We start from the raw sequence: 19,426 nt of genomic DNA, 5'->3' as shown, positions 1-19,426 counted from the left end.
CTGCGCCGGTCAGTTCGAGTTTAGGTGCGTTGTCACGCTCTAGTTCTCAGGCCGGGCGACCCGCCATTGCAGCGTCGTGGCGTTGCCGTTGGCGTCGCCCGGCGCCTTGTCGGCGGGCGAGGTGTAGAGCGGGCGATAACGGTAGGCCCACATCTTGCTGCCGTCGTTGCGGTTGATCACGGTGAAGTCGCCGACGGCCCTGGCGTCGGCCGTTGCGGCGAGCGGCACCCAGCTCTCGATGCACTTGCCGTTGCAGTTCGACGTCTTTCCCGTGGTGTCGCGCTCATAATAGTAGAGCGTCATGCCGTTGAGATCGACGAGCTTGGGCCCCTGCTTGGTCAGGATGACCTTCGCGGGAGCCGTTGGCGCCTCGACCTTCGGCGGAGGAGGATCGCCGCCGCCATGGCCCCCTGCGACCGCCTGAACGGTCGAGAGCGCGACGGCCGCGGCCACAACGAGGAACCTGAACATCCGAAACTCCGCCCCGCAAAGTTAATCGCGCGTTAAGCGCCCCAATGCGGCCGACGTTAGCAGCCGAAGGTTAGTTCCTGGTTTCGTGCGCTGCGACAATTACGGACATGGTCCGCGATCAGAGCTGCGCATCGCGCAGCGGCGCGCGGCTGAGCTCGTTGCCGGCGGCGATGGCCTTGCGCAGCAGCCGCATCAGCTCCTCACCCTCTTTCGCGCTGAGGCCGCGCAGCATGATGCGCTGCGCGGATTCGACGGCCGGGGTGATCTTGCGCAGCGTGCGGCGGCCCTCGTCGGTGATCTCGAGCTCACGCGCGCGGCGGTCGCGGCTGGAGGGGCGCCGCTCCGCGAGGCCCTTCTGGACGAGGCGATCGATCACGCCGGTGATGGTGGTGCGATCGTAGGCGATCAATCCGGCGAGCGTCACCTGATCGAGCCCCGGATTGGCCTTGATGGTTGCAAGCGCGGCGTATTGCACCGGAGTGAGATCGAAGCCGGCGTCCTCGACCTCGGCCAGGAACACCGCGACCGAGATCTGCTGGAAGCGGCGTGCCAGATGTCCGGGCATGTCGTTGTTGTCTTTCACCGAAATCTCCTCCGGGGCAGAGCGGTGCGGTTCATTGACAAGTATACTGATAGTCAGCATACTGATCAATAACCAAACAGAATTTGGCGGGAGAGGTGCTCATGCAGTTCCATCTCAATGGATTTCAGCCGGGCGACCCTGAAATCGCCGATCCTGCCGCGCGCGTTCAGGCATCGGGAGCGGCGGGCGCCGTGCCTGGCGAGGTCGATGTCCTCATCGTCGGCTGCGGGCCGGCCGGCCTGACGCTCGCCGCCCAGCTCGCGCAATTCGCCGACATCAGGACGTGCATCGTCGAGCAGAAGCCGGACCGCCTCCTCGTCGGCCAGGCCGACGGCATCGCCTGCCGCACCATGGAGATGTTCCACGCCTATGGCTTCAGCGAGCGTGTGCTGAAGGAGGCCTGTTGGGTCAACGAGACCACGTTCTGGAAGCCGGATGAAGGGGCGCCGGAGAAGATCGTCCGCAGCGGCCGGGTGCAGGACGTCGAGGACGGGCTGTCGGAATTCCCGCACCTCATCCTGAACCAGGCGCGCGTCCATGATTGCTTTCTCGACGTCATGCGCAAGTCGCCGGCGAAGCTCGCGCCGTATTACAGCCGGCGCGTGCTTGATGTGAATGTCGATCCGGCCGCCGGTGCCGACGATCATGCCGTGACCGTGCGCCTCGAACGCGTCGATGCCGCGAACGAGGGCAAGGTCGAGGCGATCAAGGCCCGCTACGTCGTCGGCTGCGACGGCGCCCGCAGCACGGTGCGCAAGTCGATCGGGCGCGAGCTGCACGGTGATTCCGCCAACCACGCCTGGGGCGTGATGGACGTGCTGGCCGTGACCGATTTTCCGGACATCCGCTTCAAGTCGCTGATCCAGTCGGCCAAGGACGGCAGCCTGCTGATCATTCCGCGCGAAGGCGGCTACATGGTCCGCATCTATGTCGAGCTCGCCAAGCTCGATGTCGGCGAACGCGTTGCCAATCGCAACATCACCGCCGACGACGTGATTGCGAAAGCGCAGCGGGTCCTGAAGCCGCATCGGCTCGAGGTGAAGGAAATCGCCTGGTGGTCGGTCTACGAGATCGGCCAGCGCCTCACCGACAAGTTCGACGACGTGCCGGAGGGCGAGGTCGAGACGCGCCAGCCGCGCATCTTCATCGCCGGCGATGCCTGCCACACCCACAGTCCGAAGGCCGGGCAGGGCATGAACGTGTCGATGCAGGATGCCTTCAATCTCGGCTGGAAGCTCGCCGCCGTGCTGCGGAGGCAGTGCGCGCCAAGCCTGTTGCATTCCTACTCGGCCGAGCGCCGGGCAGTCGCGAAGGAGCTGATCGATTTCGATCGCGAATGGGCTGATATCCTCGCCTCCGCCGCCAAGGCCGGCGGCGCCGATGCCGCCAAAACGCAGGACTATTTCGTCCGGCACGGACGTTTTACCGCGGGCACGGCAACGCATTACAGGCCGTCGATGCTCACCGGCGCGGCCACGCATCAGCACCTCGCGCAGGGCCTCATTATCGGCACGCGCTTCCATTCCGCGCCGGTGATCCGGCTGGCGGACGCCAAGCCGGTGCATCTCGGCCATGCCGCACGGGCCGATGGCCGCTTCCGCATCTACGCGTTCTCGCCCGATGAGAACCCGGCAGCGTCGGGCTCGGCCATTCGTGCCTTGTGCAATTTCCTCGCGGAATCCCGGAAGTCACCTATCCGTCGATATACGCCTGTTGGAGCTGACATCGACAGCGTGATCGATCTGCGCGCGGTGTTTCAGCAGGACCATCGCGAGCTCGCCATCGAGGCGATGCCGCCGATGTTGCTCCCGAGCAAAGGCCGTTACGGCTTGTACGACTACGAGAAGATGTTCTGCCCGGATCTCAAGAGCGGCCACGACGTCTTCACGATGCGCGGCATCGATCGGACAGCCGGCTGCATGGTCGTGGTGCGGCCCGACCAGTATGTCGCGACCGTGCTGCCGCTCAACGATTTTGCCGGGCTGGCCTCGTTCTTCGACGCATTCATGCTGCCGGCGAGGTGACGCCGAAAGCGCCGCGCGGGCCGTTCCGCCCGCGTTTCCGCCGCCGAGCTCTGGCTAGCCGCAACGAAAGCCCGGCCTTGCCGGGCTTTCCGCTCCCGCGCGATCGGGTTCCGTGCGCGTACAATTTAAGAAAGTTCTTCGCGGGCAGATTTCATCGATCGTAATATGTCTATCCAAAGCTGTAAGCATCCACTCGGGGCAGCGGGGCACCGGAGGATGACGATGAGACAGAACCAAGCGGAGACGCGCCGTCAGCAAAATGTCGCGAAGCGGTCGATGACCAAGGAGGCCAAGCAGCTGGCCGGCCTGATTGCCGGACTGCGCGAATCCCTCGAGGAGATCCACAAGGAGCGGGCGGGCACCAAGCTGTCGGGCGCAGAAATGGGACTACTCGATGAGCGTCGCAACAATCTGCTGCTCACCATCGCAGCCCTCAATGACCGCCTTTCGGCGGTGCAGGGCCTGATCAATCTCGGCCGCCCGCACATTATCCGCGTGCATTAGCGCCGATCCGAGGCAACGAGATCGGCTCTGTTGCGACGGCACGGGGCCGGCCACAGGCCTCGTGGATGGCACCAAATTGCCACGCTCCCGGCGAATTGCCGCCAAAGCCCGCTGCCACGACAAGGCCGGGTGCAGGGCGACGCAAGGGGATGCGAATTGGCCTACAAGATGGTCGCAGAACGCGACAACGAGAAGTACAGTTTCGCCCGCGAGAGCCGGTTGCTCATCGTGGCGAAGGCGAAAGTGTGGGCGAGCGAGGGGTGGCGGGTGGTCGTCACCGACCAGGATGGCAAGGCCTACGCGCCGTCCGAGCTCGATCAGTTGTCCGCAGCGTGATGGTGGGGCGCGACCTCTTGCTCAGAGTCGGCACCGCGCGCATCACCGCACGGTGGTCTCCGAGAACAGGTTGATGATCACCACCCCTGATACGATCAGCGCGATGCCGACGAAGGCTGCGGCGTCCAGGATCTGACGGAACAGCACGAAGGAGACGGTGGCGGTCAGGATGATGCCGACCCCGCCCCAGATCGCATAGGCGATGCTCAACGGGATCACCCGAATCGCCACCGAGAGCGCGTAGAACGAGGCGACGTAGAACAGCACCATCGCCAGCGTCGGCCAGGGACGGGTGAACTGCGCGGACTGCTGCAGGAACGCCGACGCGGTGACCTCGAACACGATGGCGAGGGCGAGAGCCGTATAGGCGTTGAAGACGGAGGTCATGCGGAGGCTGTGTCCGGGCCGACGGATGGCTGACGTGCGACCGCAAATATCACGCGGGAATGACGAGTCCGCGACAGGACGCAGCGCTTGCGTCGCCCGAAGTTTGACTCTACGGACCTCTTTCATGCTCGTCATCTCCATCCAGAGCCAGGTGGTCCACGGCCATGTCGGCAACAGCGCGGCCGCCTATGCCATGCAGGCGGAGGGCGTGAACGTCGCTGCGGTGCCGACGACGCTGCTGTCCAACCATCCGCGCTATCCGAGCCTGCGCGGACGGGTGCTGGAGACCGAGCTCGTCGCCGATCTCCTGAGGGGAGTCGAGGAGCGCGGCCTGGTCGACGAGGCCGCGGTGGTCGTCACCGGCTATCTCGGCTCGCCCGGCAATGCCGCCGTCATCGCCGATTTCGTCGAGCGGGCGTGCACGCGCAATGGGAAGCTCGTCTATCTCTGCGATCCCGTGATCGGTGACGACGGCCGCGTCTATGTCGCGGACGGCATCCTTGACGTGCTCCGCCACCGGCTGCTGCCGACGGCGAACCTGACGACGCCGAACCAGTTCGAGCTCGAGCTGCTCTCTGGGGTCGCAATTGCCGACGCCGAGAGCCTCAGCGCGGCCTGCGCGGTGCTGGCTGGGGCAGGCACCGACGTCGTCGCCACCGGCTGCACCCTCGCTGACACGGCGGCGGGCCAGGTGGAGACGATCCTGTGCACTGATGGGCGATTGTCGCGCTTTGCGACGCCGCGCCTGCCGATCCGTCCCTACGGCACCGGCGATCTCCTCACCGGGCTGATCGCGGCGCATCTGGCCAAGGGCGAAGCAATGGAGTTGGCGGTACGGCGCGCGGTCGACACGGTCTTTGCCGTGCTGGTGCGCACGCAGGCCGCCGGCTCGGCCGAGATGCGGCTGGTGCCGCTGCCGACGGCAGAGCGCAAGCCGTAAACCGTCAGGTCGCGCGCTTGCCGGCCGATTGCGCCGACTTCTGCGGCTTGGCCGCCGGGCCCTTCTGCTCGCGCGCGACGTCGGCCTTCGGCGGCTTGGCGCTCGCGAGGCCCTGTGTCTTCTTCGGCTTGGCGCCGGCAACGTCCTTGCGGTCGGAGGTGCCGCGCTTCGAGATATATTCCTGGCCGTCGATCGGGCCGACATGGGGCGGATCGCGGCCGAGATAGGGTCGGCCGATGCCGTACGCCTTGCCGTTGGCATCGACCCACTTCCACAGGATTTCGGTCGAGACCCAGCGCTGCGCCCTGTTGCTGCCTTGCGTGCTGACGATGTCGGCCGCCATGCCGTGACCGTAGCCGCCGCGCGTGCTGCCGCCGTGATAGGAGCGGTTGGAGGCGGCCTTCAGGCCGCTCGCGATCGACTGGCGATAGTCGTCGCGGAACGCGCTGGTGATGCCCGGCGAGAGACCGGCGGCTTCGGCCGCGAGCATCATGCGGAACAGCTTCTGCTTGAAGCGCTTGTCCATGCCGCCGATGACGTAGTCCATCATCGACATGCCGGCGCGCTCGGCCGCATGCGGATCCTTCCAGGTGAAGTCCTGATCGACCAGCTTGGTGAAGCTGCGCATCACCGTGACGGTCTTGCCCTTGCGCTTGATCGTGACGGCGCGCCGCTCCTGCACCTTCATCGTGTCTTCCTTGGCGGTGCGCTGATAGAGCGCCCAGAGGTAGCGGTCGATGCAGGCCTCCATGACGAAGCATTCGTCGAGCACGGCGATGTTGTCGGCAGGCGGTGACGCCTTGCGCGCAGGCGCAACGGGGTCGCTCGCGATCGCCGCGGCCGACAATGTGTCCGTCGTCACGATCTCGGTGGGATCGGTGGATGCGAGCTTGACGGGCTCCGCCACAGGGGCGGGGGCAACCTCGCTGACGACGGGCTCCGGTTCAGGCAAGATCGGCGGCGCGGGCACGGCTTCCACCGGCAGGATCAGCGCCGGGTCGGCCGAGGCAAGCTTGATGGTGGAGGCGGGCTCTTCCGGCGTTGCCTCTGCCGGCGCGGGAGGGTCGGGCAGCGCAGTGACGGTGGCTGCGATGTCGGCGGTCAAGGCGAAGCGGTCCTCAAGGGTCGCAGCGCGCGGCACGTCGGCGAGGTCGATGCGGCCGAGATCCTTAGCATGATCCTTGGCACGATCCTTGGCGCGCGAGATGGCGGCCGCATTGGCGGCGCTGTTTTCGATGAGCGCAGGCGCATAAGCGGAGAGAGACAATGCCAGCCAGCCGGCGAGAACGGCCGAGGGACACGACACCGCCACCAGAAGAGACCGCCGATCGTTCATGATCCCTGCCTCCAAACGGTCTGCTCGAACAATCTTGCCCGAACAGTGATGATGCAAACAGTCTGACGAAACAGTCGCACGGAAAGGCACGCAGCACGTCGATTGTTCGGGCCACGGTGTGGCGGCGCAATGGCGCAAATCGGGGAGTGCGGGCTTTTCGGGGCAACTGTGGCCGAGGTGCAACGCCCGGTTCCATTGACGTTGCCGCAACTTTGTTGCGGCTGGTGCGTTGGAGGCGCCATGACGCATCCCTCGCTTCGTCCCATGGACGCCTTCGACCCCACCGAGCCCGCCATCCTGCACGATCGTCTCTCCGACACGATCATCACCTGGACCGCCGACCAGGCCGAGGACTACCGCCGCGCCAGCCGGCCCGGCGCTGATGGAACCGTGGCCTGGAAGACCTATCTCTTCGACGGCTGGGGCAACGTGCTTGGTGGCTGAGCGGCTCCTCTGGAGGCGCCGCGTCGCAGCCGGCGTGATTCGCCCAAATCCCTGGACGCATTAGGCATAACGTCATGCATTGCATGCGATGTTGCAATGCGGCGGTGTATGTCGCACTGCAGCAAAATGCGCCTAAATAGGCTCCGACTCTCAAACCTCGGAGCATCACCAATGAACAAAAAGACCTTGTCGATCGCCGCCTTCCTGACGATCGCGGGCGGTACCGCGGCTTTCGCCGCCGAGCTGCCGACCTATGAGGCCAACGGATTCCCGGTTTCCCCGCTGCAGTTGCGCGTGCTCGGTGCCGCACATGTCGAGCAGCAGGTCGCAGCGCCAAGCGCAATCGCCTCGGTCCACCAGGCGAAGGTGCTCAGCCCGCGCAAGGTGAAGACCGCGGACGTGATCACTGGCGCGGGCCGCTAAGCTCGCCGCGCGCGCAGGCTCGACGGCGAGCGGCCGTAGAGTTCGGCGAAGGCGGCGTTGAACCTGCGCAGGCTGCCGAACCCGGCTTGGAATGCGATAGCGGTCATGCTGTCATCGCCGGCATCGAGCAGGCGCTTGGCGCGCTGGACGCGCAGTGTCTTGGCGAGCTGCTGCGGCGTAGCGCCGACATGGCGCTCGAACAGGCGCGCCAGGTGACGCGACGAGATGCCGAGCCGCGTCGCGAGATCGACCACCGAGCCTTCATCCAGCGCGCCGTCATCGATCAGCCTCATGGCCCGGGCCACCGTGGAGCGCGTGCCGTTCCAGGCCGGGCAGAAAGGAGCGGTCTCGGGACGGCAGCGCAGGCAGGGCCGGAAGCCGGCGGCCTCGGCAGCCGCAGCCGTCGGATAATAGACCACATTGCGCGCCAGCGGCTGCTTGGCCGGACAGACCGGCCGGCAATAGATGCCCGTGGTCTTCACCGCCGTGAAAAAGCGGCCGTCATAGCGGGGATCGCGGCGCAGGCGCGCGGCGTTGCAGACATCAAAGCTCAACATGATCGCATGGTAGCGCATGAGGTCGGCGGCGGAAGGGCTGCCGGATGACCGAGTCTGATTGTGGCGAGCCGCGGCGCGCCTCGCGGCCTAGAAGGCGGTTCTCATCGCAACAGGGCCGGAGCCCCCATCGTGACCAGCCCGAGAGACGTCGTACTGAACGCCTGGAAGACCTTTTCGTCACGCGATCCCGAGCGCATCGCAGCACTCTTCACCGACGACGCCGAATGGATCGCGCCGAAGGCCAATGCCACCGCCGTCGCGCTCGATCATACCGATCACATGGTGGGAGCGCACCAGATCGCCCGCTTCATCGCCAAGGAAATGCACAGGCTGTTTTCGAGCATCGATATCACGTTCCGCGGCGTCTATGTCGACGGCGATGTCGTGATCGTGGAGGAGCGGGATGCGCGCCACGCTGCCGGGCGGCAAGCCGTACGAGAACGAGTATTGCTTCGTGTTCGAGGTGGTGGGCGACCGGATCAGGCAAGTGCGGGAATACATGGATACGCGCAAGGGATGGCGGATGGTCTTCGATGAGGGGCTGTAACACGCGTAGTCGGCATCGCCCTCGCGTGACAGCCCTGCAGCCGCGTGGGTTGAGCGGCTCAGCGAGCCGACATATCGAGTGATCCATGGATCAGCGGACGAGCGGCGCCGACGCTCAGAAGAAGGATACCGCGCCGGCACTGCTCGGCGTGGTCTGCGGGCTTGCCGCAGCGCTGTTCTGGGCGCTCGGCTTTGCCGCCACGCGGCACGGCCTCAAGGCCGGCTTCACGCCGGTCGATCTGCTGGTGCATCGCTATGTCTGGTCGGGGATCGCATTCCTGCCCCTGGTGTTGCGCGCCGGACTCTCCGATCTCTGCGGCATCGGCTGGGGCAGGGGGCTCGTGCTGATGGTGCTCGGTGGTCCCGTGATGTCGCTGATCTCGTACATCGGCTTCCTGTTCGTCCCGCTCGGCCATGGCAGCGTGATCCAGCCCTCTTGCGCCACGCTCGGCGGCCTTCTGCTCGCGGCGGTCGTGCTGAAGGAGCGGATCTCCGCCTCGCGCCTGACTGGTGCGCTCGTCATCGTCGGAGGCCTCGGCGTGATCGGTGCGGAATCAATCGGCCACATCGGTGCCAACGGCATTCAGGGCGATCTCATCTTCGTGCTTGCCGGATTCATGTTCGCCGGGTTCGGCGCGATGCTGCGCCGCTGGCGCGTCTCGGCCGTGCCGGCTGCGCTGGTCATCAACGTGCTGTCGCTGCTGCTGGTGCCGGTCTACGTCGCCACGGTGGGTCTCGCCCACATTGCGTCAATCGGCGTGACCGAGAACGCGATCCAGGCGCTGGCGCAGGGCGTGCTTGCCGGCCCCGCGGCGCTCTATCTCTACGCCGTCTCCGTCCAGCGTCTCGGCGTGGCCCGCGCCGCGGTGTTTCCGGCCTGCGTGCCCGCGCTGACGCTGCTCACCGGCTGGCTGCTGCTCGGCGAGCCGCCCACGATGCTGCAGACGGCAGGCCTCGTGACGGTGCTGTGCGGGTTCTACCTGGCGCAGCGGCAAAGCTAGCGGACCTCACGCCTTCTTCACGAACTCCGACTTCAGATTCATCGCGCCGATGCCGTCGATCTTGCAGGCGATGTTGTGGCCGTCGCTGGCGTCCTGCAGGCGGATATTGCGCACCTTGGTGCCGCCCTTGACGACCGAGGACGAGCCCTTGATCTTGAGATCCTTGATCACGATGACGCTGTCGCCGTCGGCGAGCACATTGCCGTTGGCATCGCGCACGCCCGCATCCTGCGCCGTGTCCGTGGCCGCGTCCGCCGCGCCGCTCCATTCATGGCCGCACTCCGGGCAGACCCAGAGATCGCGGTCCTGATAGGCGTGCTCGGAATTGCAGGTCGGGCATTTCATCGCGTCGGTCATGACGGTCTTGTCTCGCGCGTTCGTTCGCGGCGCGACCGTAGAGGCGGGAACCGGGAAAGCAAGCAAAAGCTGCGCACGGCGCGGGCTGGCCGCGCCTGCCGGTGCGATATCACCGGGCGATGCCTGCCGACGCTTTCAATGAGGCAACATCGCCGCCGCGCGTTGAGCTGCATCAACGGCACTGCGCGCGAGGGGCGTACCGTGTCTTCAGGAATGACCGCCGGAGGCAGCGATGGACGACACACTCAGACGAAAAATCCAGACCTTGCTGGACCAGCACCGCACGATGCGGATCGCGACGCTTCGCGCCGATGGCTGGCCGCAAGTGACGACCGTCGGCTATGCCAACGAAGGTTTCACCATCTACTTCCTCTGCGGCCCCGACAGCCAGAAGGCACAGAACATCTCTCGCGACGACCGCGTGTCGCTGGCGATCGATGACGATCCGGCGTAAGTGATGGAGATCACCGGCCTGTCCATGGCGGCGCGGGCGGTGGCCGTGACCGATCCAGCCGAGGCCGAGAAGGCGATCGCGCTTTTGATGGCGCGCTATCCCGAGCAGAAGGCCATCGGCCTCCCCGTGCCGAAGCCATCCGAGGTGCGGCTGATCCGTCTCACACCGACGGTGATCTCGCTGCTCGATTATTCCAAGGGATTCGGCCACACCGATCTCGTGACGTGCTGAGGACGCGAGCTGCGAGCTGCGCTGTCGATGCTGTTTCTCTGCAGCGTCGTCCACACCGCCGCCGGCTCAAGCAAGTGTTGCGAAAACAACCCCATGCACAGTAGCCATCCCCATGGAATTGCTCGGGGTTTTTCCTGACTTCGGCAAAATCGAACAGGATTTGACCCGTCGGGCAAAACAATGGCATGATGCCATCGTGGAACGCGCTCGGGGGCGTCGGGTGCGGCACCATCCCGGATTACGCTTGCGCTCCGTCCGGGCTACGCTCGCGCCTCAACTTGCGACGAGCCGCTCATGAGCTTCCTCCTCAACATCGATGTTCCCGACGTGGCGAAAGCCACGACGTTCTACACCGAAGCCTTTGGCCTCTCGGTCGGCCGCCGCTTCGGCGCCGACTTCGTCGAGCTCAACGGCTGGCCCGCACCGGTGTATCTCTTGACCAAGCAGGCCGACACCATCGGCGCCGGCGGCGACCCCCGCCGCTATGAGCGGCACTGGACGCCGGTGCATATCGACGTCGTCGTCGACGATGTCGACGCGGCCGTCGCGCGTGCCCTCGCTGCGGGTGCGATTCTGGAGGTGCCGGCGAGCGATGCGCCCTATGGGCGGATCGCGATGCTGGCCGATCCGTTCGGGCACGGTTTTTGTCTGTTGGCGTTCAGCGCGCAAGGGTATGACGCGTTGCTTGAAGGTGCGTAGCCTAATCCGGGGCCGAGCGTGCTGAGCCACCCGGATTGCGCTTTGCTCCATCCGGGCTACGATCGCCTGCGGAAGGCTGCGCCGACATCGGAGCGACATGGCAAAGAAGCTGAAGACGTACCAGACCTCGCTCGGCTTCTACGATCAGGCGATCGCCGCGCCCTCGATGAAGGCGGCGCTTGCCGCCTGGGGCGCCAGCTCCAATCTGTTCCATCAGGGCGTCGCCAGGGAGACCGACGATCCCGATGTCGTCGCCGCGACCATGGCGAAGCCGGGCGTGGTGCTGAGGCGCCCGGTCGGCTCGGACGGCCCGTTCACCGAGAGCGCGGAGCTGCCGACTGATCTCGGCGCAGGTGAGGCCGAGCCCAAGCGCAAGTCCAAGCGCAAGTCCAAGAGCAAGGCCGAGAGCAAACCGACGTCAAAGAAGCGTCCCGCCAGGACGGCCCGGAATGCATTCCGCGAGATCGATGATGCGGCCGCCCGCAAGGCCGCAGCAGCTTTCGAGAAGGAGGAGCGACGGCGCGAGGCAGCGCGTGCCAAGGAGGAGGCCGCCCGCGCCAAGGAGCGTGCGCGGCGCGACAAGGCGGTTGCCGCGGCGGAAGCAGCGCTCGACAAAGCAAGACGCGAGCACGACGCGAAGGCCGGGGCGATCGAAGCCGAGCGGGCCGCGCTCGAGGCGCGCGCCGAAGCGGAGCAGGAGCGCTGGGACAAGCAGAGGCACAAGCTGGATCAGGCCCTGCGCCGCGCGAGCGAGTGAGAGGCAGGTGCCGACGTCCGGGAGTTCTGTTGCTCACCTAGACCACCCTTGCGTCGTACTCGCCGTCATTGCGAGCCACTGGGTCCGCGCGGAGCGCGGCCCGATGACAGGCTCCGCGAAGCAATTCAGGCTCCCTCCGCGGAAGGACTCTGGATTGCTTCGTCGCAAGTGCTCCTCGCAATGACGGGGAGAGGTCGGAGCGCCAAAGCGCACAGCGCTTATGTCCGCACCTCGCGCGAAATTTGCTTGCCTCGCCTGGCATCCTTTTGCACTCTTGAAGCGAAGGAGACCAACGCATGACCAAGATGACTGCCGCCTGCGCGCTCGGAACCGCCCTGGTGCTGAGCGGCCTTGCAACCTCGGACGCCGAAGCCCGGACGCGGAGAGCCGTCGTCGTTCGCGCGCCGCAGGAGCGGCTCATCGTCACGGCGCCGGTGCTGAGGCCGACGCCGTGGGATTACAACATCGTGCCACGCTATCGCTATCGCCCCGAGCACGACCGGGTCGATCCCTACGGCCCGCCCTTGGTGCCGTCCTACGTGCGCTATGAGGGATGGCGCTGGCCGTATTGGTGGTGAAGGCACCGACCGACGCCAAACTGATCGGCGCATGAGGGTGGGTGAGCTGAGCAGAGGCACGACGTGCACCTGCTCGTCATGATCACCACTCTCTATCGGCAGAGAAGCGAAAGGGGCGGGGCTACGCCGCCCGTGCTCCTACGGCCGCCCCGGTCCTTGCCTCTGATAACCAGGGGTTGTACGCTGCACTGCAGAAAAGTGCAGTGTAAATGGATCGGCTGAAATGAGCGTGGTTGAGAGCGTGGCGTCCGAGCAGCTTGCGGAGCCGAAAATGCCGCCGGGCGTGCTGACCGAAGGTCCGGTGGTCGACGCCAAGTTTCGCGATTCCTACATCTCGTTCGCCATCATGGTCGGCGGCTCGATCGCGGCGCTGGTCTGGGCCTTCTGGCAAGGCATCGGCTGGGTCGAAGTCTCGGTGTTCGCGGGCACGTTCATCATGTCCACGATCGGCATCGGCTTCATGCATCGCTACTTCGTGCACCGCAGCTTCCGCTGCGGTCCGGTGATGCGGACGATCTTCGCCGCGCTCGCGACCATGGCGGTGCAGGGCTCGATCCTGAAATGGGTGAGCAACCATCGGCGGCACCATCTGCACTCCGACCGGCCCGGCGACGTGCACAGCCCCTATTACGACGGCGGCGGCCATCCCTATACCAGTTTCGCCAAGGGCATGACGCATGCGCAAGGCGGCTGGGTGTGGGACCGCGAGACCACCGATGCCAGCTACTACGCCAAGGACATCCTGGCCGACCCGATCGCGATGTTCTTCACCAGGACGCGCTGGTACTGGTATGCGCTCTCGGCGCTGATCATTCCGGGCGCCATCGGCTATGCCTTCGGCGGCGCGCGCACGATGATCGGCTGCATCCTGTTCGCCGGCCTGTTCCGCAGCTACCTGATGACGATGGCGACCTCGCTGGTCAACTCGGTCTGCCACAGCGATGGCCGCTGGGGCTACCGTCGCTTCGAGACCCATGACGGCACCACTAACGAGCTGGTGACCACGCTGCTCACCTTTGGCGAAGGGCTGCACAACAACCATCACCGCTTTCCGCGCGATGCCTACATCTCGCACGCTTGGTACGAGGTGGACATCAACGGGTTGATCATTCTGGGATTGGGGAAGCTCGGGCTGGTGCATGATATTTTCGCGGCGGGCGGTGCCGGCCGCCAACGTGCGGCGGATGCAGGGCCGGGCGAGCCTGCGCCAGCCGCCGTCGGGAATGCCTTCGACGCCGACGACCTTCGCGCCCCCGGAACATAATCGTGCCCGCCCATGGCGGGCGCGATGCGGATTTCCGCTGCGCAGGCGGTTCGCCGGACGTTGAGGTTGACGACAGTGCCGGTCGAACTCGTCATCAGGTTCGCGCACAGGTGCACGGACAAATTGAAGTTTGATGGCCCGTCATCTCTGCGTGCAGAGTTGGCGATTGGGTAAAAGTGGCAAAGTGGAGACTGTCAAGAATACATAGAGGTAGAACGGCATTTATCCCCGTAATAAACCCAATGCTGCTTGGGGTTTTGAGCGCGTATTGGGAGGACAGTCATGGCAAGTGTCGAACAATTGCACAGACGGGACGGAGTGAACTTGGTCCAACTCGAAGCGGACATCACTTCGATCCGGTCGGGAAGCTCCATTACTTCAGTTAATCTGCCTGATTACGTGGAGCACACCGCGGGCGTGTCCCGGGTCGGTGCGCTCAGTGCAGAAGCGGTCATTCGCGACTATGAGTCCGCTGCAAAAGAGATCGAGGCCATGGGCACCGAGTTGATCGACGCCGCGCAAAAATGCGAGGCGCTGACGGCCCAGGTTCATGATGCGATCGCCTTCATGCGAGAAACGGCGGCAGGCTATCGTGAAGAGGGACGCAAGATCTTCAAGCGCATCGAAGAATGCGCGCTGTTCACCGAAGACGTTCGCAAGACCTGCGAACAGGTCAAACGCAGAATGGCTGAAGTCTCGGTCGGCCCTTCCGATGAGGAGCTTGCGCCGCAAGAGCCCGAGCTGACGGGGATCGCGGCCAAGGTGACGATGAGCGAGATACGCTGAGGGGAGCGTAGGTCCGGTAGGGTGGGTTAGCTGCGCGACTGCGCAAGGCGCAGCTCGCGCAGCGTAACCCACCCTACGCACTTCAAATCCAATCGCGCCTTCGCGAAACGGCCTCACCAATCCGGATCGCCGTAATAATAGGGGTCGGCCATATAGCGCGGCGGCATCCAGGGGCCTCGCGGCGGCGGCCTGGGCCGTCGTGGCGCGGCGTCTGGTGCGTGCGCCCGGGCACGCGCAGCCGTGTCGTTGCTCACCACGCTGCGCACGACGGGCTTGGCGGGTGTAGAGGCGGATGACGCCGATGACGCGCTCAGTTGCGCTTGCAGCGCCTGGACCTGCGCGGCGAGGCGCGCATTGTCCGCCGCATCCTTCTCCTGCGCGGCCTTGAGCTGTTGAATAGTGTCGGCCTGGTCGCGCAGGGTCTGCTCGCTGCTGCTCTTCAGCTGCTCGAGCTTGCCGTTGATGTTCGCAAGCTCGCTCGTGATGACCTTGAGCGATTGCGCGAGCTCGGACGATGACGGCTCGGCCGCCGTGGCGGCAGGCTTCGGAGCGCTTTCCGTGTCCTTGGGCCCCGGCGGTGCAGGCACCGGGCTCGGCTCATCCGCGGCCGCCAGCAGCACCGTCGCCGGCTGCGCCGGACTTTCCGCGGCGGTCGCTTGCGGGGGTGCGCTCGCGGGTGGAGCCCATCGCGCCATGATGGACTTGCCGATCGATGTCGCCTCGTCGCCATATTGCGATGCGACGGCGGCACCGAGCAGGCCGATCGCCATCACGAGAATAGCCAGAGCGCGCATCATGGCCCTGTCTCCCCTCAGGCCCTGATCGCGCGGCTTGGTGTTTAGAACCCGGTCATCCGGCGTCGGCGCCTTGTTTGCGGAGGTGGCGGCTGCCGTCGAGGCGGCGCTTGCGTGCGAGGTCCGCGGGGCTTCGCTGCTCCGTTCCATTCCGGAAACAAGGCGGTCCAGCCGCGCGAGGTCTTCCTCTGCGCTCTTGATCCGGTCGTAAGCCCGAGTCAGCCCGCTATAGGCACGTGCCTCGTCCGGCTTGGACGCATCAGGCTTGGCGGTATCAGGCTTGGCGTTATCGGTCTTGCCGGTATCAGGCTTGGGGTCGTTCGTGTCAGGCATCGATGCGCTCTCCATCCGGTCGGGCGTCAATGGGAGGCAGTCCGATCAAGGATAGGTCTCGCCGCTGTCCGACACAACGCGTGTGCAAAGGAGAAATTATGGCGGGCGAGGGAGCGGGCGGCGTGAGCGCGTAGGATGGGTTGTCGCCGCGACTGCGCAAAGCGCATTTCGTAGGATAGTCGAGCGGATCGAAGCGATCCCAGGGGCGTCCAGCCCCGCGGCGCCATGAACGTTCGCTGAGGGGAACGGGCGCTAGTCCATTCCGTTTCCTTCGAGGGGCTTGTTCGAGGAGGACAACATGAAAGCAATGATCATCGCGCTTTCGGCTGCCGTTGTCATGGCTACCGCACCAGCCGTATTTGCTCAGGGTGTATCGAGCAAGACGCCAGGTCATGAGATGCAGCAAATGGGCAAGAAGGGCGAGCCGGGCGCTTCCAGCTACGCTCCGGGACACAAGAAGAAGCAGCAGGCGAAGTCCTCGAAGAGAACCAGCCCCGGCGCGTCGAGCTACGCTCCCGGAAGAACTACAGGACAAACCACAGGTCAAACCACGGGCGCGAGCACCGGGTCGACCACTGGCACGAAGTCAGGGTACTGAACTCCAGGCGGTCCTCAGGCGCGCAGGGTGAGTTAGCTCCGCGACGGCACAAGCGCAGGTCGGGTAGCGCAACCCACATCTTTGATCTCGGCGGCGGAGAGATGGTAGGTTACGCTGGCGGACCGCGCTTCGAGCGACCGCAAGCTAACCCACCTACGCCCCGCGGCGCCGCAACAGGCAGCTGCCGTTAGTGACGTATCGTGCGGATTTCGAGCGTGGTCTGGGTGAGCCTGGCCACGAAACCCTCAAGATGCATGACCCTTTCTCTGGTCAATTGTTCATGCAGCTCGGCGATCTTCTGGGATTCGGCGACAAACGAGTCGCAGGCCTGTTTCGCGTACGCCATCTGAAGCTCAAAGGCCTCGACGGGTGAACGCGCCGTCGCGAGCTTTCCCAGGAAGCTCCAGGCTTGCTCAAGCGAGGTCCTGATGTAGTCGCTATAGGCGTCGGCAATCGCTTGCGTGCTGGCCTGGAAGGGTTCGACCGGTACGACGGGCGGGCTTGCAGCTAGCTCCATCCCGGAAGCCTCGTCCGGCAAGGCCGCAGCCGAAGGTATCTCCGCACTGATGTGTCGGCTCGGCTCTTGCTCGGTCTTTTCCTCGGTCTCTTGCCTGTTCTCCGTCGAGGCATCCGGCAATTGATGCGCTGCACTTGCGCGTTGCTCGCCGGCCCCGGTCCGATGTCCCGATTTCTTCTTGCCGCCGCGCCGGCCGGATTTTCCCCTTGGCTTGTTGTCCACCGCACTCAACATTGCAAATGGCTCCTGAATATCGATGAAGCCGCGAGCCTCCGTCGCGTTTGCGCTGAAATCGCGATTGCGGGCTGTCGCTTGCGTGGCGGCCATGTGGTGAGATTTTGCCGCCGCATCTTCGATGCATCCGGCAAGAAGTCGCCGATCCAGATAGCTGCGGGGTGGTCGCCTGTCCCGGGTATCGCTGCGGCGCGATGGCATCGGGTGCGGCAACTCGGTTAACACATTGGTCATTTCTTTGCGGGCATTTTCACGACCTTAGTCAGCAAAGAGGCACCATGTCCGACATCACCATTCCCGGCGGCAAGATCCGTTCCTTCGTCGAGCGGATCGAGAACCTCGACAGCGAAATGCAGGAGTTGAGCGAACAGAAAAAGGAAGTCTTCGCGGAAGCCAAGGGCGAGGGTTTCGACGTGAAGATCCTCAAGGAGATCATCAAGCTGCGCAAGGAAGACAAGAACGAGCGCGACGAGCGCGAAAGCCTGCTCGACCTCTACATGCGCGCGATGGAGACGGCCTCGCCGGAGCAGGCGAAGGCGGCGTGATCGATGAGGGAGAGATGGCCGCGATCCCTAGGATTGCGGCCGTCATGCGGTGGCAACAGCCCCAAGTGAAGCACCGTCATTCCGGGGCGCGCGAAGCGCGAGCCCGGAATCCATTGCGCCACTCGTCGTGCCGCCCGATGGATTCCGGGCTCGCGCCCAAGCGGGCGCGCCCCGGAATGACGGCGTGGCCATCAATAGCGGCCGCCGCTACCCTTTTGCTGCGTGATCCAGTCCGACAATGATTTCGGTTTCGATTTCACAATCCGGCCCGGTGATGCCTTCGGATTGTCGCGCACGCCTTTCGTCGGACGGGTACGCGGCGCTTCCGACTGCCTGACGCCCTTCAAGGCAGCCGCCGATGCCTCAGCGGCTTCCTTCTCGAGGCGCAGCTGTTTCAATCGCGCCATCTTGATGCGTTCCGCCTCGACCTCGGGCCGTTCGGCGAGCTGCGGCTTGTGTTGAGCAAGCTCGGCCGAAACGAGGACACCGAGAATGGTCGTCTCGCCGAGCGCCTTGCAGGCTTCTAACCGATGCAGTCCCTCGACCAGAACCAGGCGGTCTCCGTCGAGCCGAACGGAGATGGGGACCTGTTGTCCGATCTCCAGCATGCTTTCCGCGATCTCCCCGACGGTCTCGGGCTTGACGGCCTTCTTCTGCTTGGTCGGAACGAAGATCTTCTCGATCGGGAAGCTTTCCGGTTTGGGCATGACTTTAACTCCGCTTCTGCCGGGCCCGTCGGAACCCATGCCGGGGAGGTTGGGAGCTTAGGGGGGAAGAGGGCGACCGCAAAGGCAATTCGGAGGACTTCGCTGTCCACTCAATCAGGGTCGCATGTCGCCAACAAGAATTTCCTGCCCTGAACTGCAAAGGTATGCTGACAGAACACACACGGAGTGGATTGAGCGTAGGCCCGCGTGATTAGCATAGCTTGCTATCGCTTTGCCGATTGATCCAAGTAGACGCGTTTGCCGACTCGGGCCTCAAAGTCATCCACGATATGCTCCCAGTGATTTGAGCGCATTAAGCTCGAAGGATTGTAGGCCATGGCGCGGCCGAAAAATGGCATACCGTCGTCCTGATAAATATAAAAGTCGAGCTCTTCGCAATTTCCGACAATGAAGAGCTTCTGAGGATTTACGTCGCCGATTGAAATGTTCCACTCGACGTAGCTGTCCCTAGATTGATGATGCATCCACTGCAGCACCTTGAATGGATTAACTGGCACCACGACGTCAGCAAGCGCCATCAGTTCGTTGGAAGTCTCTGCAGGATAGCAGTGTAGGTGGACGGCGACTGGAGTATCGCGCAGGGCTTCAAAGAGCGGGAAGAAATCAAGGTCCTTCGTCATGATGTGGGCTTCGGACATATGCCCAGACGTCGCATGTTTGAAAACATCGATTGCGAGTAAGATATCAACGCCTTTCTGGCGCAGGGTCTTGTTCTGCCCCCGTGTCAGGCCCTCTCGAACGTGCATGAAGGGCGTACGATTTACCAACTCGAATTGTTCTCGCTTTTTTCTTACACGTAATTCGTAATCCTCGTCAGACTCCTTGTCCTTTTTGGCGGGCAACGCGTCGTAGTAAAACGTCCTCTGATGTCCACCGGCAATGGCTCGGTAATCGATCTTGTTGAGGCTGAGATCGGTCGCGAAGTATTCGGATGTCCTTCGCACCATTGCATCGACAAATCCACCATCGATAAATGCATACTTTGTCACGGCTGCAATA

Annotated in this window: 27 protein-coding genes; 17 read left to right on the top strand and 10 right to left on the bottom strand. The window is 64.4% G+C overall.

Annotated features, from left to right (window positions below; translation table 11 throughout):
* Positions 1–39: 39 nt before the first annotated feature.
* Together I6F37_RS08005 and I6F37_RS08000 are read right to left on the bottom strand one after the other, a co-directional pair.
* Complete coding sequence (locus tag I6F37_RS08005; protein ID WP_036000243.1) at positions 40–471, bottom strand: hypothetical protein; 432 nt, start codon at positions 469–471, stop codon at positions 40–42.
* A gap of 118 nt (positions 472–589) precedes the next feature.
* Entirely contained in the window at positions 590–1,054 is a 465-nt protein-coding gene (locus I6F37_RS08000; protein WP_036000241.1) for a MarR family winged helix-turn-helix transcriptional regulator, read from the bottom strand.
* Between the two features lie 101 nt (positions 1,055–1,155).
* Between I6F37_RS08000 and I6F37_RS07995 the strand changes: the two genes are divergently transcribed.
* The 3 genes from I6F37_RS07995 to I6F37_RS07985 all read left to right on the top strand — a co-directional run bounded on the left by I6F37_RS07995 (position 1,156) and on the right by I6F37_RS07985 (position 3,918).
* Entirely contained in the window at positions 1,156–3,078 is a 1,923-nt protein-coding gene (locus I6F37_RS07995; RefSeq protein ID WP_036000238.1) for an FAD-binding monooxygenase, read from the top strand.
* A gap of 222 nt (positions 3,079–3,300) precedes the next feature.
* Positions 3,301–3,582: a hypothetical protein gene (locus tag I6F37_RS07990; RefSeq protein ID WP_036000293.1), complete on the top strand. Its 282-nt coding sequence runs from the start codon at positions 3,301–3,303 to the stop codon at positions 3,580–3,582.
* A gap of 129 nt (positions 3,583–3,711) precedes the next feature.
* Positions 3,712–3,918, top strand: coding sequence for a hypothetical protein (locus I6F37_RS07985; RefSeq protein WP_036000235.1), 207 nt, complete (start codon positions 3,712–3,714; stop codon positions 3,916–3,918).
* A gap of 42 nt (positions 3,919–3,960) precedes the next feature.
* Here I6F37_RS07985 and I6F37_RS07980 read toward each other — a convergent pair whose 3' ends face one another.
* Positions 3,961–4,305 (bottom strand): multidrug efflux SMR transporter, encoded by a 345-nt coding sequence (locus I6F37_RS07980; protein WP_036000232.1) that lies wholly within the window; start codon positions 4,303–4,305, stop codon positions 3,961–3,963.
* Between the two features lie 124 nt (positions 4,306–4,429).
* Between I6F37_RS07980 and pdxY the strand changes: the two genes are divergently transcribed.
* Positions 4,430–5,245, top strand: coding sequence for a pyridoxal kinase (gene pdxY, locus I6F37_RS07975; protein ID WP_225141737.1), 816 nt, complete (start codon positions 4,430–4,432; stop codon positions 5,243–5,245).
* Positions 5,246–5,249: 4 nt separating this feature from the next.
* On the opposite strand, the gene I6F37_RS07970 is transcribed toward pdxY, so the two are convergent.
* Entirely contained in the window at positions 5,250–6,581 is a 1,332-nt protein-coding gene (locus I6F37_RS07970; protein WP_036000223.1) for a D-alanyl-D-alanine carboxypeptidase family protein, read from the bottom strand.
* Between the two features lie 240 nt (positions 6,582–6,821).
* On the opposite strand from I6F37_RS07970, the gene I6F37_RS07965 reads away from it, so the two are divergent.
* Together I6F37_RS07965 and I6F37_RS07960 are read left to right on the top strand one after the other, a co-directional pair.
* A complete protein-coding gene (locus I6F37_RS07965; RefSeq protein WP_025035973.1) occupies positions 6,822–7,025 on the top strand; it encodes a hypothetical protein in 204 nt (67 codons plus the stop codon).
* A gap of 171 nt (positions 7,026–7,196) precedes the next feature.
* Complete coding sequence (locus I6F37_RS07960) at positions 7,197–7,448, top strand: hypothetical protein (RefSeq protein WP_036000218.1); 252 nt, start codon at positions 7,197–7,199, stop codon at positions 7,446–7,448.
* Here I6F37_RS07960 and I6F37_RS07955 read toward each other — a convergent pair.
* Positions 7,445–8,005 carry a bifunctional transcriptional activator/DNA repair enzyme AdaA gene (locus tag I6F37_RS07955; protein ID WP_074447944.1) on the bottom strand — a complete coding sequence of 187 codons (561 nt, stop codon included), beginning with the start codon at positions 8,003–8,005 and terminating at the stop codon, positions 7,445–7,447. The two genes, I6F37_RS07960 and I6F37_RS07955, sit on opposite strands and share 4 nt — an antisense overlap.
* A 60-nt stretch (positions 8,006–8,065) precedes the next feature.
* Here I6F37_RS07955 and I6F37_RS45885 point away from each other — a divergent pair, with 60 nt between their 5' ends.
* Together I6F37_RS45885 and I6F37_RS07940 are read left to right on the top strand one after the other, a co-directional pair.
* Entirely contained in the window at positions 8,066–8,542 is a 477-nt protein-coding gene (locus I6F37_RS45885; RefSeq protein ID WP_368736738.1) for a nuclear transport factor 2 family protein, read from the top strand.
* A gap of 95 nt (positions 8,543–8,637) precedes the next feature.
* Positions 8,638–9,552, top strand: a complete 915-nt coding sequence (locus I6F37_RS07940; RefSeq protein WP_036000196.1) for a DMT family transporter — start codon at positions 8,638–8,640, stop codon at positions 9,550–9,552.
* Positions 9,553–9,558: 6 nt separating this feature from the next.
* On the opposite strand, the gene I6F37_RS07935 is transcribed toward I6F37_RS07940, so the two are convergent.
* Positions 9,559–9,909 (bottom strand): zinc ribbon domain-containing protein YjdM, encoded by a 351-nt coding sequence (locus I6F37_RS07935; protein WP_225113952.1) that lies wholly within the window; start codon positions 9,907–9,909, stop codon positions 9,559–9,561.
* 232 nt (positions 9,910–10,141) lie between these two features.
* Between I6F37_RS07935 and I6F37_RS07930 the strand changes: the two genes are divergently transcribed.
* The 7 genes from I6F37_RS07930 to I6F37_RS07900 all read left to right on the top strand — a co-directional run bounded on the left by I6F37_RS07930 (position 10,142) and on the right by I6F37_RS07900 (position 14,678).
* Positions 10,142–10,363: a pyridoxamine 5'-phosphate oxidase family protein gene (locus I6F37_RS07930; RefSeq protein ID WP_225150876.1), complete on the top strand. Its 222-nt coding sequence runs from the start codon at positions 10,142–10,144 to the stop codon at positions 10,361–10,363.
* Complete coding sequence (locus I6F37_RS07925) at positions 10,364–10,594, top strand: hypothetical protein (protein WP_225150874.1); 231 nt, start codon at positions 10,364–10,366, stop codon at positions 10,592–10,594.
* A gap of 294 nt (positions 10,595–10,888) precedes the next feature.
* Positions 10,889–11,293, top strand: a complete 405-nt coding sequence (locus I6F37_RS07920; protein WP_225150872.1) for a VOC family protein — start codon at positions 10,889–10,891, stop codon at positions 11,291–11,293.
* A gap of 97 nt (positions 11,294–11,390) precedes the next feature.
* Positions 11,391–12,050, top strand: coding sequence for a cell envelope biogenesis protein TolA (locus tag I6F37_RS07915; protein WP_225150869.1), 660 nt, complete (start codon positions 11,391–11,393; stop codon positions 12,048–12,050).
* Positions 12,051–12,346: 296 nt separating this feature from the next.
* Positions 12,347–12,628: a hypothetical protein gene (locus I6F37_RS07910; protein WP_036000177.1), complete on the top strand. Its 282-nt coding sequence runs from the start codon at positions 12,347–12,349 to the stop codon at positions 12,626–12,628.
* Positions 12,629–12,851: 223 nt separating this feature from the next.
* Positions 12,852–13,892 carry an acyl-CoA desaturase gene (locus I6F37_RS07905; RefSeq protein ID WP_225150867.1) on the top strand — a complete coding sequence of 347 codons (1,041 nt, stop codon included), beginning with the start codon at positions 12,852–12,854 and terminating at the stop codon, positions 13,890–13,892.
* Between the two features lie 282 nt (positions 13,893–14,174).
* Positions 14,175–14,678 carry a hypothetical protein gene (locus I6F37_RS07900; RefSeq protein ID WP_036033716.1) on the top strand — a complete coding sequence of 168 codons (504 nt, stop codon included), beginning with the start codon at positions 14,175–14,177 and terminating at the stop codon, positions 14,676–14,678.
* Between the two features lie 113 nt (positions 14,679–14,791).
* Here I6F37_RS07900 and I6F37_RS07895 read toward each other — a convergent pair whose 3' ends face one another.
* Positions 14,792–15,805, bottom strand: coding sequence for a hypothetical protein (locus I6F37_RS07895; protein WP_225150865.1), 1,014 nt, complete (start codon positions 15,803–15,805; stop codon positions 14,792–14,794).
* A 298-nt stretch (positions 15,806–16,103) separates the two neighbouring features.
* On the opposite strand from I6F37_RS07895, the gene I6F37_RS07890 reads away from it, so the two are divergent.
* Positions 16,104–16,403: a hypothetical protein gene (locus tag I6F37_RS07890; protein WP_225150863.1), complete on the top strand. Its 300-nt coding sequence runs from the start codon at positions 16,104–16,106 to the stop codon at positions 16,401–16,403.
* 187 nt (positions 16,404–16,590) lie between these two features.
* Here I6F37_RS07890 and I6F37_RS07885 read toward each other — a convergent pair whose 3' ends face one another.
* The gene (locus I6F37_RS07885) at positions 16,591–17,388 is read right to left on the bottom strand and encodes a phasin family protein (RefSeq protein WP_225150861.1); all 798 of its coding nucleotides are present in this window, start codon (positions 17,386–17,388) and stop codon (positions 16,591–16,593) included.
* Between the two features lie 44 nt (positions 17,389–17,432).
* Here I6F37_RS07885 and I6F37_RS07880 point away from each other — a divergent pair, with 44 nt between their 5' ends.
* Positions 17,433–17,699 carry a DUF2312 domain-containing protein gene (locus I6F37_RS07880; protein ID WP_025575662.1) on the top strand — a complete coding sequence of 89 codons (267 nt, stop codon included), beginning with the start codon at positions 17,433–17,435 and terminating at the stop codon, positions 17,697–17,699.
* Positions 17,700–17,890: 191 nt separating this feature from the next.
* Here I6F37_RS07880 and I6F37_RS07875 read toward each other — a convergent pair whose 3' ends face one another.
* Both I6F37_RS07875 and I6F37_RS07870 read right to left on the bottom strand, forming a co-directional pair.
* Positions 17,891–18,406: a ParB N-terminal domain-containing protein gene (locus I6F37_RS07875; RefSeq protein ID WP_225150859.1), complete on the bottom strand. Its 516-nt coding sequence runs from the start codon at positions 18,404–18,406 to the stop codon at positions 17,891–17,893.
* A 224-nt stretch (positions 18,407–18,630) separates the two neighbouring features.
* Positions 18,631–19,416, bottom strand: a complete 786-nt coding sequence (locus tag I6F37_RS07870; protein WP_225150857.1) for an NYN domain-containing protein — start codon at positions 19,414–19,416, stop codon at positions 18,631–18,633.
* Positions 19,417–19,426 lie beyond the last annotated feature (10 nt).

It is taken from the genome of Bradyrhizobium sp. NBAIM08 (assembly GCF_020193935.1).
GTDB classification, from domain to species: Bacteria; Pseudomonadota; Alphaproteobacteria; order Rhizobiales; family Xanthobacteraceae; genus Bradyrhizobium; species Bradyrhizobium yuanmingense.
This window is presented reverse-complemented; position numbering and strand designations above follow the sequence as displayed.